The organism is Leptospira johnsonii (assembly GCF_003112675.1).
In the GTDB taxonomy this organism is placed as follows: Bacteria; Spirochaetota; Leptospiria; order Leptospirales; family Leptospiraceae; genus Leptospira_B; species Leptospira_B johnsonii.
Map to the genome: position 1 here is coordinate 324535 of NZ_BFAY01000011.1, position 16297 is coordinate 340831.

The window sequence follows — 16297 nt, forward strand, 5'->3', positions numbered from 1 at the left end:
AACTTGTCTGCAAACACTGGAACAGTCTCCTCTTCGATAGAGGATTGGAAAAAGATCCTACATACCCATTTCGGTTTTTCGCAATTCAGGCAGGGCCAATGGGAAGCAATCCAAGCTCTGCTAGGAAGAAAGGACGTGCTCGCTATTCTTCCTACTGGTGGCGGAAAATCGCTGATCTATCAATTACCTTCTTTCGCTGAATCCAATTCTCTTACGATCGTAATCTCACCGTTGATCGCTCTTATGAAAGACCAAGTGGACGGTTTAAAAGCGAGAGGTATCCAAGCTGCTTTTTGTAATTCGACTCAGGACGATCTAGAACAAGTCAGAGTATTATCTTCCGCGGCCACGGGTAAGATTAGAATATTATATATTTCTCCTGAACGTGCAGTCTCTCGATCCTTTTTAAATCTGCTTCCAAAACTCCCGGTAAGTTTGATGGCAGTGGACGAGGCACATTGTGTCTCTCAATGGGGACACGATTTCCGTCCTGAATACAGAAAGCTTCATACATTACGTTCTTATTTACAAGAAGGAACTCCTTGGGTAGCGCTCACCGCTACAGCAACAGACAGAGTCAAAAAAGATATCTCCGATAGTTTAGGATTAAAATTCCCTTTACATGTGCAAGGCACCTATGTGAGAGAGAATTTAAAATTCTCCGTTGTATATCCAGACTCGGAGAGAGAAAAAGAAAATCTACTTTTAGAAATATTAGAAAAGGGTAATTTTCAAAAATCAGTCTCAGGCAAGGCGATCATATATTGTTCAACCAGGGCCAAAGTGGATGAAATTTACGAACTTCTCCGCAAATCCGGATATAAAGTAGGCAAATATCACGCAGGAAGAACCGACTCCAGCAGAGAAAAAACGCAGGAAGGTTATACATCCGGAAAAACGAATATACTCGTAGCCACAAACGCATTTGGAATGGGATTGGATAGTCCGAATGTACGGTTGGTCCTTCACTACCAGGTACCTTCTTCTCTGGAAAGTTATTACCAAGAAGCAGGAAGAGCGGGAAGAGACGGTAAAAATTCGGATTGTGTATTATTCTTCTTACCTGGCGACTTGAGCGTCCAAAGTTTCCTTTTATCCAAAGAAGCAAATTACAAGGGAGGAGAGACATTACTCTCTCACGTAAAATCCTACGTAAGCTCTCCGGACTGTAGACAAAAGATCTTATGTGATTATTTCGGAGAAGAAATCTCCAGCTGCGGATCCTGCGATACTTGTGCGGACTCCACAACCTCTCATTCTGCAAGGCTTGCCTATACGGAAAGGGAAAGATTAAAAGCGGAGAAGAAGAAGGAAAAAGAATCCCATATCTTCGATGCAGACGAGATCAGATCTATAGAAGGATTGATCTCTGAATATCCGGCAAAATTCGGGAAAAAGATCATCGCAGGAACATTAAGAGGAGCAAAGTCCAAGGATATACTTCGCAGAAGATTGGACAAATCCGAATATTATTCTTCCTTAAAACATGTTCCCGAAGAATCCATTCTAAAACTTTTGGAGGATTGGCAGAAGGCCAAAAAACTTTCCATCAAAGGGGATAAATATCCGAAAATTTATCTGACTGCATTCGGAAAACCTAAAGTAACTTCCGACGATCCGGAAAAACCGCGCAAAAAAGTACAACTTAGCGGGGACAGACTCATCCTGAACGAACTCAAAAATTTCCGGGACAGGATCGCAAGACGTAATAAATGGAAAAAGTTTATGGTGCTTCAGAATCCTGTGCTAGTCAGGATCGTCTCCCAAAAACCGGAAAGCCTGGAAGATCTAATGGCGATCAAAGGGATTGGAGAAGCCAAAGTTAGACAATATGGGAAAGAAATTTTAGCTATTTTAGAGAAGTTTTAACCTTCTTATTGTCTTCTATTCTAAAAATCGCCTTGCATACAACCTGAAGATTTTCTAATCTGTCCAGCCAATCCATCTCTTCCGATTTTATACATTAGGAAAACAATATGTTTCTGATCCGTCTTATTTTTCCGTATTTCAAAGTCTCGAAAACCAAAGCTTTAAACGAAGTAAACGTTTGGCTCCAAAGTAAAGAAACAAAGGATTCCCTTCCCGCCACAGATTATATTCCCTTTATGGATAACCTTGCCTTCCAACAATACAAAGATAGGATCTCAAAGAAGATGGGAGTTCCGGAATCCGAGTTGGAACTCTATAGATCCACAGAAAGGACCAAACTGTTATACAGACCTTTTTTTATACTCTTCTTTATCGGGATGTTGTATCTTGGGATCAATCTATTCTTAGAGATCCAACCTTACTTGGGAAAATCCAGACTGGAAAAACCGTTTATTGAAAATCTGCTCCCTTCCGGAAAAAAGGAATTAGTCGAGATGGATGGATCTTTTTGCAGATACATGATCAATAACGCTTCCGAGATCGCGGAAGATTATTTTTATATTGGTTGGTATCTATTCAGCATCGGCTCCATCTGCACTTTTTTGGGTTCCATTATGGACTCCAAACATCATGGGATCTTAAAGATCGCACTTCCATTCGTTGGTTTGTTTATATTAAGTATTGCCTGGAAGATATTCGATAATTCTAAACTAGCAGGACTAGCTGCAGGAAGATCCATGTTACATTATAACGAAGAGAAGGATGCAGATAAAAAATGCAGGCAAGAATGGGCGAATCTCAGACAGGGAATCGCTAATTTGGTGCCTTCCGGGATAGACACTGGAGACGCTTCTAAATAATTCAAAATAAAGAAGGAAATAGATCTTCTTCGTCTTCCGACTTGATCTGGGAATTTTTAGAAGAAGCTTCCGGATGAGAGAGACTTAGCCCCAAAAGTCGGATCGGAAAAATTGATTTACCGGATCCTAATATGAATTCTTCCAAAAGTTTGGATCCGATCCGATACAATTCGTTTTTATCTAGAAAGGAATAATCTTCGGTAAGACTTCTAGTCTTCAGCGTGAAGTCGGAAAATTTGACCTTAAGAGTGATCGTTTTTCCCGGAAAAGGTTTTTGCAGTAGCCTTCTTTCCAATTCCTCCGCGATATCCGAGAGTTCTCTAAATATGTCGGTACTATTTTCTAGATCTTTTTGAAAAGTGGATTCTGCCCCTAAGGATTTTCTTTCTCTATAAGGTTCTACCTGTCTATCGTCTAAACCTCTGCATACCGCATAGAACCAACGACCTGATTTTCCGAAATTTTGATCCAATATCTCCAGACTTTTTGCCTTTAGATCTTTTCCTTTTTTTATCCCAAGTGCATGCATTTTTTTTAATGTAACTTTTCCGATCCCGGGAAATACTGAGACATCCAAAGAGTCTATAAATTGTTCGGCTTGTTCAGGACGAACAATCGTCATTCCGTTTGGCTTGTTTTGGTCGGTGGCGATCTTAGCTAAAAACTTATTGATGGAAACTCCTGCGGATGCGGTTAACTGCGTTTCTTCGAAAATTTTTTCTCTGATCTCTTTTGCGACCTGACTTGCGTATGGGATATTTTTCTTATTTTGAGTGACGTCTAAAAATGCCTCATCCAAGGAAAGCATTTCCACAAGGTCTGTGTATTCTAGAAAGATCTCTCTGATCTTGGATGATACTTTTCTGTATGCTTCGAAACGAGGAGTTACAAAGATGCCGGAAGGACAAAGTCTTGCCGCCTGGGAACAAGGCATTGCGGAACGAACTCCGAACTTTCTAGCCTCGTAACTTGCGGCACAAACAACTCCTCTGGAATCCGGGGGACCTCCAACAATGATAGGTTTACCCCGATAAGCCGGATTATCCCTTTGTTCTACGGAAGCATAAAACGCATCCATATCCACATGTAGAATCTTTCGAATCATTTCCTGTTATCTATACTAAACGGATATATAGATTAGTCAAGTTTAATCCGAGACCCTAAGATACGTTAAAACATAGACCGACTTTGTACCATTCTTTTTTAAGATCCTGCTTGCTTCGTTTACACTTGCCCCGGTAGTAAAAACATCGTCTAACAATAATATCTTAGAAGGACAACGCCCCTTCCATTTCGATTTGATTTCCCAAGCAGAATAGGCGTGAAAGAATCTTTCCGAAAAACTTTTGCCCGCCTGTTTTTCCGGACTTATCTTTGTTAGAGGACTTATTAAAGGAATTTTTAATATCCTCTTTGTTTCTTCATACAATCTGCTACTCGGAGAAAATGGCCTGAGAACCGGATTGATAATTTTATTTTTAGAATAACTAGGAAGAAGGATACAAGCATCCAGATCCAAGGTCTTGAGCTTCCTTAAGATCTTTCTAATCCCCAAGGAAAGAAAAATAGAAACAGGATATTCATGATTCGATTTCAGTTTGTTCAATAATTCTCCCAAAAGATCATTTCTATCCCTAAGACTAAACTCCTGATCGAAAAATATATTTCTGGAATCGCAAAATCCGCAAACATTAGATACATCCGATAAAGGAGACGAACATACATTACATCTAAACGAAGGCTTGGAAGTCCGAGAAACGTAGGTACATCTTTTGCAGAGACCGATTTTTAAGGAGAAGAAGTCTTCTCTGCCGCAAATTCCGCAAAGCAAAGGAAAGAAAAAATCCAAGAGTCGGAGAAAGAATAAAGATCTCATAAAATAGGCGGGTGCAGGATGGACTACGCTGCGTGCATTTTTCCCTAATTAGGGTGATCCCAGAAATCCAACCAGTGCATTCCAACCTTCTCCCCTGCCGAAGGATCCTGAGTTTAGAACATCTTTTATTTATCTTAATTTAATAAATTATTGCCCATTAAACAAACGTTCGTTCTAATAGACTACGGTATGGGAAGTCCCAATATAAGAATCTGCTTATTAATCCTTTTATTATCTTTGCCTATAACTGTTCTCTTTGCGGAACAGCAGACCATCTATCTCAGGAGCGGACAGATATTACGCGGAGAAGTGATCCAGCAGACTGCGACTACAATGCAGATCAAGATGGAAGATGGAAAGGTCAAACAACTCAACAAAAAGGATATCCAAAGAGTCAGCTACAAAGAACCCACAGTCCAAGAAAAAAAGGAATCGGAAGAAAAGATAAAACAACAGACTGCAGTTGTCGAAGAGCCTCCTCCTCCAACTCCTGAACCTACCAAAAAATCCGAACCAGAAATAGATAAAGGTGCAAGCCCTTATGCAATCGACCAAATTAAAAGAAAAGATCTAGAATTATATTTCGGCGCAGGCCTTGGGACTTACCGCCCTCCTACGGAATCTTATTTCGATCATGCTAGCGCAAAGATAAACGCCCTAAATGGCGTCCCTACTCAGGTAGATGATCCTTTATATAAACGAGGCCTTGCTTATAGCATGGGATTGATCTATTATTGGAAAAAATTCGCATTCGGATTAACCGGCAATCATTTCGGCGGAAAGACTTCGGAAAGAATGACTGTGTATGGAGGAAATTCTTCTCTTCAGGAATTTAAAGGAACGTTTCCTGAAAAACAAAATTCTTTGAAATTGGACGTTTCCTATCTAGCCTTTAGTAATCAGAGAGTTGATATAAGACCCAGTTTCGGATATTCCCAATTCTGGGGAAAAACGGAAGATAATAGTACCACAGCTAACGATTACTTTGCGAACTCATTATTCGATGTAATGAAATTTAATTATAATATTCTGGAGATCTTAAAAGGACCTTCGATCGGAGTCAAAACGACAATTCGCTTAGGGGAAAGATGGGAGGATCGGATCGAACTTCACTATCTATCTCTCACCGGAGCCCAGTATGCTGCCACTGTAGGAACAACAGTTACTACGGATGCTTCTTTCTTTGATTATTACCGAACCGATCTAACTACAACATGGACAGCAAAAGGATTTAATTTTTCTAATAAACTATTCTATCGATGGACCCCTACCATTTCTTTCTGGGTAGGGATCCAACTATTCGAATGGAAATATTCGGTGAATTCAATAGGTCAGAGATTCCAAGGATTAGGAGATATAACATCGCCTCCCACATTAGATGTGGTCATTCTCAGCAATATTTTGATAGAAACTACAGCAAAATCCACACCTGCTACCAGCAGAGCTTCTTCCTTAGAATTTGGAGTGATGAAAAGATTCGAGTTATCTCAATAAGCATAATTTATTTACAAATTCAGATTTATAATATTAAATCATTGCCTCGGACCTTTTGAGATACAGAATGCGTTGAAAATGAAATTGTATCCTTTCAGGTCCTTTCTATTATTCATTTTCCTGCTTATACCAATCGCTTCCTTATTTGCAGAAATGAAGACCATCTATCTTAAGAATGGTCAGATTATTCGTGCTGAAATATTACAACAGACCGCAACAAACATTTTGATCAAAACTTCCGAAGGAAAAACGATCCAGTTAAATAAGTTCGAGATCAATACTGTAAGCTTCAACGAACCTGTAAAACTCCCCAAAGAGGAAGAGAAAAAGCAATTCCAAGCGGAACAAACTACTTCTCCTATCCTAGCGGAAGTTCCGAAGCCTGTCGTAAATTTTCGTATAGACCAACTGAAACGAAACGATTTAGAAGTCCATATCGGTTTAGGAGCAGGAAGATATTCTCCCGAAACCCAAGGACTACCGGTGCAGATCCAAAACAAAGTCGGACTAGCTTCCGGAACACTTCCTACAGTAATCGATAAGCCTACACATTCCCCTGAATTATCCGAAACTTATGGAGCAATCTACACTTGGAAAAGATGGTCGGGAGGAATTACCGGATCTTATCTTGGGAATAGGAGCACATATAATAGCCATTCTTATGCAAGCGGAATGATCTATAGCAACGGAAGCTTTCCGGAAAGACAGAGTTCTTTGAAAAATGAATTGTCCTTCCTCGCGTTTACAAACGAAAGATTCGATTTAAGGCCCACGATCGGATACCAATACTTCTGGGGACAATCTCAAGATACGAATTTATCCACATCCTATTATATAGATAGCGGATTGTATCTGTATTCTCAAGGTGTAATGAATTTTAATGAAACACTTAAAGGATATACGATCGGATTAAAAGCAACCATCCGTTTGGGAGAAAGATGGGAAAACAGATTAGAATATCATAATCTGAATTTGTCCGGTAGTCAGAACGGAAGTATATTATCCTCTCTTGCTCCTACAAATCTGTCCCAGGTAGCATTTATTAAACAAGGACAGAATATCTCTTGGGATGCACAGGGTTTCCATCTTCTCTATCGATTGGTTTATAGAGTCACTCCTACAATTTCGGTTTACGCAGGATTCCAATTTTATGAGTGGAAATACAGTCTGAATTCGTATTTCCAAAGCACTTTTTCGTCCAAGGATGGGCTGATCGGAGTGGATTTAAGTAACCCTGGTGCGTATCTAATACAACAAAAGTTAATGGAAGCAGTAGGAAAGACGGTCAATTCTGAAAGTAGATCGGCCATTTTGGAACTTGGAGTAATGAAACGATTTGAGTTTGTGTCCCAATAAGTCGGACAAATCTGCAAGGGCTACTTCTTCTCCAGCGCCCTTCTAATAAAAGACATCATTCCTTTGATAACCTTCTCATCGTTCTCGAAGTCCTTTCCGAGATAAACTTTCATTCTTTCTCGATAGTATTCGGTCGCATAAGAGAATTGAAGTATCATAAAAAGGTTATCTATGCAGAAGGCGAAAATTTTCTCGTCCACTTCTTTGCCGACAGATCCGGACTTTTTCGCTTCTGCCAATAAGGAAGTATATACCTTAGCAGAAACACTCTCCATATCCGAAGAGAGCCCTCGGATCAGTTCAGAATTTCCCTCTGCGGTGATCTCATTGTATAAACGAATGATATCTCGATTCTCTCTGGAATGTTTTTGGATAATTCTTAATATTCTTTCAATCTTGCCAAAAAGATCGCTTTCTTCACTTAAGACTTCTTCCAAAGTTTTTTCCAACTGATGGATCCCGTAACCGACAGCGGTGAGAAAAAAATCCTCTTTCGTATTAAAGTATTTGTATAGGGACCCGACGCTGATGCCAGCCTTCTTCGCTATAATATTAGTGTTCGCATTATTGAAACCTCGGTTTGCAAATTCTGCGATCGCTACGGAAAGTATTCTGGTCCTTTTTTCTTCCGGGATCTTATCGAAAGTATCTCTATTGTATTTTGAAGCGGTAAATTCAGCCACAGTACTTCCCTATTTTTACTACCTGAGCGGTTCCTAAGCTACGGAATACGGAAAATTTTCCCGGGAGCTTCTTTTCTATATTTTCTAGTTGACAGTGAGTGAGTATTCACTCACTGTCAACCTATATTCCGTAAAAAAAGGAAAAAGATATGTCTACCGGCTTCGCAATTACCCAATACCCAGACGTAAAAGGGGTTTATAAACAACTTCATGACCTGATTCGCCAGCCAATTCGGTCCATTAAGAAGAATGAAATGGAGAAGTACCTTCAAGAATATTTTGAAAAGAAATGTGCTAAATCCAAATCCATGATCGCGGAAGCCTCCGAGTATATTCCTGGCGGAGTGCAACATAACCTTGCATTTAATTATCCCTTCCCTCTCGTTTTCACCAAGGCTTCTGGAGCGCATTTATACGATCTAGACGGGAACAAATACATAGATTTCTTACAAGCTGGAGGTCCTACAGTTTTAGGAAGTAATCCAAGTAATATTCGTAAGAAGGTTGTCCAACTTCTGGAAACCACTGGACCAGTGACCGGCTTATTCCATGAATACGAGTTAAGACTTGCGGAGAAGATTGTGGAACATATGCCTTCTGTACAGATGTTCCGTATGTTAGGATCCGGAACGGAAGCTTGTATGGCATCCATCCGTGTCGCAAGACTTGCTACCAAAAAGAAAAATATAGTTAAGATGGGCGGTGCGTATCACGGTTGGAGCGATCAGCTTGCTTATGGACTTCGTCTTCCAGGCACAAGACATTTCGAGTCACACGGAATTCCTAAACATGTTTTCAAATATACCCAAGAATTCTATCCGAACGATCTAAACGCATTAGAAAGAACCTTAAAACGAAACCGTTGGAGAGGCGGCACTGCTGCAGTTATCCTGGAACCGATAGGACCGGAAAGTGGAACTCGCCCTATAGATATGGACTTCAATAAAGGAGTCAGAGAGCTTTGCGACAAATACGGAGCATTAATGATTTTTGATGAAGTTGTTACTGCATTCCGTATAGGTCTAAGCGGAGCACAAGGTTATTACGGAGTCACTCCGGATCTAACCGTATTCGGTAAAGTGGTTGCAGGCGGTTATCCATCCGCGGGCGGATTAGGTGGAAAGAAAGAATACATGAAGTATCTTTCCGCAGGACTCCAAACCGGCGTGAAAAAGGCTCTTATCGGTGGAACCATGGCCGCCAACCCTCTTAGCTCTGCCGCAGGTTATTATACTCTGTTAGAGATCGAAAAACAAAAGGCCTGTGAAAAAGCAGGAAAAGCAGGAGATAGGATCACTGCTGGTTTACAAAAGCTGATTAAGAAGTATAATCTACCTTTCGTGGCTTTCAACCAAGGATCTATCTGCCATTTGGAAACAGTTGGTACTATGCTTTTAGAGATCGATGTCAAAAAATTCTGGAAGATCAAGTCTACGATCAAAGAAGCTCATACTCGGAAAAAAGCAATGGAAGAAATGGGCGCAGCTTATATGGCAGAAGGTATCGTTACGTTAGCAGGAAGCCGCTTGTATACAAGTGCTGCGGATACCGATGCAGTAATTGACGATGCATTAAAAAGATTCGAAAGAGTTTTCCAAAAAGTCGAAGGTGTATAACTCTTAAAGTCTGCTGAATAGGAGAAGAACATGGAAATAGATAAGGCCAAAAGAACCGTTCGAGATGCAGGGATCCGACTTCTTAAGTCGGGTCTGATTGCAAGAACTTGGGGAAATATCAGCCAACGTATCGATGAGAATTATTTTGCGATCACTCCTACCGGTAGAACTTATGATGATCTAACGCCGGAAGAGATCGTTCAAGTAAACATCCATGATCTAACTCATATCGGAAAGATCAAACCTTCTTATGAGAAAGGACTTCACTCAGCGGCTTACAAACTTCGCCCGACTATAGGTGCAGTAATCCATACTCACCAATTACAAGCTGCGGTGGTAGCGGCTGCGAGAAAAGATGTTCCCGTCCTAAATCCTCAGATGAAAAAGATTATCGGAGGCCCGGTGCTTTGTACTGACTATTCTCTTCCCGGAACTAAAAAACTGATCCGAATGGCTATCAATGCTTTAGATAGATCAGGAAGTAAAGCAGTACTTTTAGCAAACCACGGAACTCTTTGCGTGGGGAAAGACATGGAAGACGCTTTCCAAGTCGCACTCGAGTTAGAAAGAGTCTGCCAACTATTTATAGAGAAAGAATTCCTAAAAGTTTCCGGTTACAAAAAAGGAGACAGGGATTCTATCCGCTCTTGGTATCTCAAAAACTATGGACTGGTGAAAACGGCATGAAAGCTCCAGACAGTCCGATAGATCTTCAAAAATTTCTCCCTCAATTAGTGAAGGAAGGAATTTTAGCTAAGAACGGATGTGCCAGCGTTAAGATCGGAAAGAGCATTTGGATCACTCCCAAAAAAGCGGATCTAAATACGCTCGGTAAAAAAACAAAGAATGCTCTTCTGGAGATTCCTTTGGAAGGAAATCAGATCTTTCCAAAAGACATTCCTGATGAAGCTGCGCAACATCTTTCTCTTTATTTAGCAAGACCCGAATTCAGCGTTATCTTTCATTCTACCCAGGAGAACGTGATGACCTGTTCTATGGCAGGAGAAACTGTTCGCCCTTACTTGGATGATATGGCTCAAATTGTAGGACCTAACGCAAAAGTAGTGCCTAACTCAAGCGACGAGAAAGGTCTGAAAAAAATTGTCTCGGCCATAGGAAGAAGAAACGCAGTATACCTTCAAAACTCCGGAGCATTATGCGCTCATAAAAGTTTAGATGATGCTCATGCAGTCTGTATGGTTTTGGAAAAAGCAAGCAAAGCCTTTGTAGAATCTCGAATTCTAGGCGGGGGGAAACCGGTTCCTTGGCTAGAAGCGGAAGCAATTCGATTTGTTTATCAAAGAAAATATTCTAAGCAAGCAGAGAAGAACCGAGGATAGAGGATTCTTGGATCTACTGAAGATCTGAATTTGTTTGAGGGAGGCCCCGCCCTCTTCTGGGTGGGGGCCGGAGCGTAGCGGTGGAAATTTTTACACTCTCCATCCCATTATCACAAGAAAGAATCTTTCACAACTAAAATTTACCATCCTCACCTTGTTGGAATTCCAACAAAAGCAGAGCAAAAACTTTCATTTACAATTCAGTTCCATTCTTTTAGTGGCTCCCATTTTTCACTCACTTCCCTGCCGACTCTAACCTCTTACTAAGATCTTCCAAATATGTTTTCATAGTAGCATCGTGACCGAATACAAATTTAGAAAGAACTCTAAATAGAGGATTTGTCACGAAACCTTTTTCAGTAATTTTCAGTTTAGTATTCGGAGCATTCGGATTGATCTCGAATTCCCAACCTCCGCCAAAAGGTAAATCTTCGCTTAGGATTTTAGTCTTCAAATAATTCGGAGAACGTTCTTCTATGATCCCAAAACGGATAGTATTTCCGTGAGAATCCGACTCCATCCAAATCGTATCCGACTCTAATTCTACAGATTTTAGACCGCTTCTCCAATCTTTATACTCACGAACATTACGAATGATCTTATATATACTTTCAGGAGAAGAAGAAAAATCTTTCTCCACACTTGCAATATGATCTTTCGGAAGCAAATATCCAGAAAGCACAAGCAAAACTATAAGACCGACCAAGCCAAGTAAGATGATCCAAACGATTTTCATCTATCTTCTCCCTTCATTTTGATTAAGTGAAATATAAGTAGTCACTAACTTCTTCAATTATAAAGCAATTTCAAAAAACTTAATTAGAGTACAGTTATTTCTTGAAATAATAAATATAGAAAGTCTATAAATTTCCGTTTCATAAAATAAGACTTGGATCTCTGGACGAGATAACTATCTTGCTCGCCGATGAAGAGAATACAAAAATATATACTTGGCCTTGGTGCTTTCTGCATTTTCGCTTGCAGTGCGGAAAAAAATATATCTCCGGAACTGCTCGGCTTGCTTGGGAACGGGCAAAATCCGAATTCAGGGTCCGCATATTCCATTTTGGAATCCAATCCGAATGTATCCAGTACACATAGCCTGGAATATACAAACAATGAATTAGAGCGGAAGATCTTAGTTGGAGATAAAACTTATAACGGGGTCACTGATAAAATATTCTTAGACGGTCTAGGAAGAGAAGTATCTTTCCGTGGATTCAATATCTCCGGGAATGTAAAACTTGTTCAACATGGTTTCAAACCTTTTGCAAACGATTCGGATGCGGAGACTGCGTTTAACAGATTAGGTAAGACCACCGGTTCTAATATGATCAGATTTACAATCGCTTGGGAAGGAACTCATCCTTCGGTGAACACGATCAATTATTCCTATTTGGATGCGATCATTTCTCAAATGAAAAAGGCGATCTCCAAAAAGATGTATATCCTACTCGATTATCACCAAGATCTTTATTCCAGACATTTATTTAACAAAAATTCCTGGCATACCGGAAATGGCGCTCCCTCTTGGATTATCTCCGGAAGTTCGTATCCTTCCGAATATTGCGGGATTATCTGTGCGAATTGGAGCCAAAATAATCTTACTAACGAGGCAGTCCGCAGAGGTTTCCGTAATTTCTGGAATAATGCCTCTATTTCTACTTCTTCCGGAACAAGATACGTTCAAACGGAATATCTTTGGCAAATCGGAATGACGGCCGCCTATATTAAAGAAAAGTTAAGTTCAGAAGAATTCGATTATATAGTAGGATTGGACCCATTCAATGAGCCTGTGGACGGAGGAATGGAAGGTTTAAACCCTGCACAATGGGACAACCAAAAGCTTTGGCCTTTTTACAGAAAGGTACGCGAAACACTTACACAAAACGGATGGCAGAATAAGCTAGTATTCGCAGAACCATTGGTATTTTGGAACACAAACGCAGGAGTGGTAGCTCCTGCAACCGGTGGCGGGCACTTGACCACTTTGCCAGGAGAAGGGTTTGCGTTCAATTCCCACTTTTATGATGCAGGAAGAATGGGAACAGATCTAACCGGGATAGACAATGCCACATATTTCAAATACCTGGATGAGATCAGAAATGAAGCAAGATTCTTGAATATTCCGTCTTTCTTAAGTGAATTCGGAATGTGGTTAAAAGGTGTGGGAGCGAAAGATACGCCTAGAATGATCAATGCAGTCTACCAAGCTATGGAGATCTCAGATAAGGCTCTGACGATTAAGACAAGGTTCGCAGACTTCTATAATCCAATCGTATCCGGGACCCAATGGCATTGGGATTACTATTACGATAAACATAACGAATATATGAATGGGAACAATTCTAAACTTATTACGAGCAAAGATGCTTGGAATAACGAAGACTTCTCCGTGATCGGAAATTACGGAACAAACTTCAATATGGATTATCATGTGATCCAAAGGGCATATGTAAGAAGAATCCAAGGAAGAGCGATAAGCTCTCACTATAACGCGATTGGATACGATACTTGGAATAATGTATTTGCTTGGGCCGCGATCAAAACGGTCCAGAACGGAGCAAAATACTTCGGAGATAAAAGATTTATTCTAGTAGTTTGGAAAGGACGGAACTCAGATGCTCCAACGGAAATCTATCTACCTCCTCATTTCAATAAAAATGATATAGTTCTAATCACTGAAAAACGTATCTACAACAAACAAATCCCAGGAACATTACTACAAGAACCGAACGAAGCAATCTTAACTGATGATAGAAATCGAGAAAGCGGGTCCGGAAATCTGGCATTAATTTGGGACGATCTTGATCCTGAAGAAGATATGAACGAGAGCATACATTATGCTCTCTTAGTAGACGGATTGGGTACTACGTTTGATATCCAAGCATTACAAACTCTGCAAACAGGTCTGAATATTCGGATCCAAAACGAAAAGAAGAGCCCGATTTACTTTACTGGCAAAATGACTTATGGAGGTTATCCGGCCGAACAGTGAAAGAAAGTATTAAATTGCGAGATTGTTTTTAAAGGAGTCACTTACTTTTCTCTTATTTTTTTCGTCTTAAGTATTTGGAAGCGGGATTATATTTTTACAACTACTCTACATTCTGTAAAAAATTTGTAGATGATACATTCAAAAATATATTCACTAATCCAAATACCAAGGCGATTTCCAAAAGAGGCCGAGTAGGGATGGAAGAAAAAAAGGAACTCATCACGGAGAGAATTATAGCCTCCGGTCCACTGACGATCAACCGGATCCGATTCGGTTTAGCGGGGTTATTCCTGCTATCCCTCGCTGCCGCTTGGACTCAGAGCTCTGCAGTTCAAAATGCAGCGTATCTGATCGGTACAGGCTCAATGCTTGGTTACGCCTATTATAATCATTATTGCAATAAGAAATATGGAAAAATACCGTCTATGGTCGGCAAGGTTTCCGTACTCGCCGACATCACAATTTTATCCGTAGTCATGTTCGTTGCCTCCTGGACAGACAGGAATATGGCATCCGGAGTGATCCGCCAGATCATTCTATACGCGATCAATATGATCTTCATAGTGTATTCAGTATTATTATTATCACCTACAGTCGCAAAACTTTCAGGAATTTTCAGCGTAGTTGGACAAGGACTCGTGATCCTAAATACGATCTTCAGAGGAGTTGAATTCACTGAAGACGAACTCAAAGTTATTTCTCCAGGATATGCATCTATTTCAGAACAATCCTTAAAGTTAGTATTTTTAGCAGTAGTATCCTATATCACCCGAAGTGTAATCCTGATCTTCCGCAGGATTGGCGCGGTGGAAGAAGAATACGCAAACACTTTAGAGCAAAAAGTCGACGAAAGAACGATGGAAGTCACAAAGAGAATGGAGGAAATCCAAGCTCTGAAGGTCCAACAGGATGGAGATTATTATCTCACTTCTCTCTTGAGTAAACCACTCATGACAAACTGGAATACTTCCCAAGATGTGAGCACTATCTTCTATATAGAACAAAAGAAGAAGTTCACGTTCAAGAACAGAGAGTCCGAGCTAGGCGGAGATATTTGTATCAGCGGAAATCTTCTATTCGGAACCGAGAAGGAAAAATGGACCTTCTTCTTAAACGGGGACGCGATGGGAAAATCTCTTCAAGGTGCGGGAGGAGCGATCGTCCTTGGAACTGCAGTAAACAATATTCTCACTCGTTCCGCAAGCCATGGAAAGGTCATCGAGGCTGATCCACAGACCTGGATGTTACAAACTCACCGAGAACTGGACGAAATATTCAGAACATTCGACGGAACTATGATGGCTTCCGCAATATTCGGATTGATCCATGATAAAACAGGAAAGATACTAATATTGAATGCAGAACATCCTTGGCCTGTGTTGTTCAGAGACGATAGATCCTCTTTTCTGGCTCCTGAACTTTCTGCATGGAAATTAGGATCTCCATTCGGAGCGAATATTAAAATTCATGAATCTTATCTGCAACCTGGAGACGTTCTATTCTTAGGTTCGGACGGAAGAGACGATATCAATATCAGTTTAGATGGAATTAACTGGAAGATGAACGAGGACGAACACTTGTTTGTTCGTATTGTAGAAGATTCCAAGGGAGATCTGGACATGATTGCAGGGAAATTGCACGGAGTAGGCGCAATTGCAGACGATCTTTCTCTCATACGTATAGGTTATAAAGAACTGATAGACCCAGAACATCCTAAATATAACGAAGCAGTAGCAAAGTACAACCAAGCGAAACAACATTTAACGAAAAAAGAAGTACCAATAGCCTTAGAACTTCTCGAATTATCTTGGAACTTAGCTCCAAATTTTAAAGAATCCGCAAGACTGATCGGACAGATCTATTACGATAAAAAAGAATTCTCTAAAGCCTCCAAGTGGTTAGAACGTTATCTAAACTTAGATCCGGAATCCCGTAATATTTGGTTCTTATTATCCTTATGTTATAAACATCTGAAGGAATTCCAACGTGCGGCTGACGCTGCGGAGAAGGTTCGGGAAACTCAACCTCACCGTCTAGCCAACCTGATCAATCTTTCAGACAATTATAGACTTTTGAATAAATTTGAAGACGCAAGATCCGTGCTAGAAAAAGCAAAAGAGTTAGATGGAGAAAGTGCGCTTGTAGGGAAACTGGACGAGTATCTGAAATCGAAAGGATTCTGATTAATCGCCGGACTACGGCACC

At 40.4% G+C, this 16297-nt stretch carries 13 protein-coding genes; 9 read left to right on the plus strand and 4 right to left on the minus strand.

The window, feature by feature from the left end; translation table 11 throughout:
* The first annotated feature begins 3 nt into the window (after positions 1 to 3).
* Together LPTSP_RS10330 and LPTSP_RS10335 are read left to right on the plus strand one after the other, a co-directional pair.
* Positions 4 to 1869: a RecQ family ATP-dependent DNA helicase gene (locus LPTSP_RS10330; protein WP_108928706.1), complete on the plus strand. Its 1866-nt coding sequence runs from the start codon at positions 4 to 6 to the stop codon at positions 1867 to 1869.
* Positions 1870 to 1976: 107 nt separating this feature from the next.
* Complete coding sequence (locus LPTSP_RS10335; protein ID WP_108928707.1) at positions 1977 to 2729, plus strand: hypothetical protein; 753 nt, start codon at positions 1977 to 1979, stop codon at positions 2727 to 2729.
* A gap of 1 nt (position 2730) precedes the next feature.
* On the opposite strand, the gene dinB is transcribed toward LPTSP_RS10335, so the two are convergent.
* Complete coding sequence (gene dinB, locus LPTSP_RS10340) at positions 2731 to 3834, minus strand: DNA polymerase IV (protein ID WP_108928708.1); 1104 nt, start codon at positions 3832 to 3834, stop codon at positions 2731 to 2733.
* A 42-nt stretch (positions 3835 to 3876) separates the two neighbouring features.
* A complete protein-coding gene (locus LPTSP_RS19260) occupies positions 3877 to 4335 on the minus strand; it encodes a ComF family protein (RefSeq protein ID WP_245915546.1) in 459 nt (152 codons plus the stop codon).
* A 459-nt stretch (positions 4336 to 4794) separates the two neighbouring features.
* On the opposite strand from LPTSP_RS19260, the gene LPTSP_RS10350 reads away from it, so the two are divergent.
* A complete protein-coding gene (locus LPTSP_RS10350) occupies positions 4795 to 6099 on the plus strand; it encodes an LA_0442/LA_0875 N-terminal domain-containing protein (protein WP_439957007.1) in 1305 nt (434 codons plus the stop codon).
* A 78-nt stretch (positions 6100 to 6177) separates the two neighbouring features.
* Positions 6178 to 7455 (plus strand): LA_0442/LA_0875 N-terminal domain-containing protein, encoded by a 1278-nt coding sequence (locus tag LPTSP_RS10355; protein WP_108928710.1) that lies wholly within the window; start codon positions 6178 to 6180, stop codon positions 7453 to 7455.
* Between the two features lie 20 nt (positions 7456 to 7475).
* Here the strand turns inward: LPTSP_RS10355 and LPTSP_RS10360 are convergent, their stop codons facing one another.
* Positions 7476 to 8138: a TetR/AcrR family transcriptional regulator gene (locus tag LPTSP_RS10360; protein WP_108928711.1), complete on the minus strand. Its 663-nt coding sequence runs from the start codon at positions 8136 to 8138 to the stop codon at positions 7476 to 7478.
* Between the two features lie 149 nt (positions 8139 to 8287).
* On the opposite strand from LPTSP_RS10360, the gene LPTSP_RS10365 reads away from it, so the two are divergent.
* Genes LPTSP_RS10365 through LPTSP_RS10375 form a run of 3 tightly spaced genes read left to right on the plus strand, consistent with a single transcriptional unit; the run spans position 8288 to position 11094 of the window.
* Positions 8288 to 9754: an aspartate aminotransferase family protein gene (locus LPTSP_RS10365; protein WP_108928712.1), complete on the plus strand. Its 1467-nt coding sequence runs from the start codon at positions 8288 to 8290 to the stop codon at positions 9752 to 9754.
* Between the two features lie 30 nt (positions 9755 to 9784).
* A complete protein-coding gene (locus tag LPTSP_RS10370) occupies positions 9785 to 10441 on the plus strand; it encodes a class II aldolase/adducin family protein (protein ID WP_108928713.1) in 657 nt (218 codons plus the stop codon).
* Positions 10438 to 11094 (plus strand): class II aldolase/adducin family protein, encoded by a 657-nt coding sequence (locus tag LPTSP_RS10375; protein WP_108928714.1) that lies wholly within the window; start codon positions 10438 to 10440, stop codon positions 11092 to 11094. Before LPTSP_RS10370 ends, LPTSP_RS10375 begins: the two co-directional genes overlap by 4 nt.
* Before the next feature lie 235 nt (positions 11095 to 11329).
* On the opposite strand, the gene LPTSP_RS10380 is transcribed toward LPTSP_RS10375, so the two are convergent.
* Positions 11330 to 11830: an LIC10604 family protein gene (locus LPTSP_RS10380; RefSeq protein ID WP_108928715.1), complete on the minus strand. Its 501-nt coding sequence runs from the start codon at positions 11828 to 11830 to the stop codon at positions 11330 to 11332.
* Between the two features lie 189 nt (positions 11831 to 12019).
* On the opposite strand from LPTSP_RS10380, the gene LPTSP_RS10385 reads away from it, so the two are divergent.
* On the plus strand, positions 12020 to 14092 hold the full coding sequence (locus LPTSP_RS10385) for a glycosyl hydrolase family 5 (RefSeq protein ID WP_108928716.1): 2073 nt from the start codon (positions 12020 to 12022) through the stop codon (positions 14090 to 14092).
* 197 nt (positions 14093 to 14289) lie between these two features.
* Positions 14290 to 16275, plus strand: coding sequence for a PP2C family protein-serine/threonine phosphatase (locus LPTSP_RS10390; RefSeq protein ID WP_108928717.1), 1986 nt, complete (start codon positions 14290 to 14292; stop codon positions 16273 to 16275).
* The last annotated feature ends 22 nt before the right edge of the window (positions 16276 to 16297 follow it).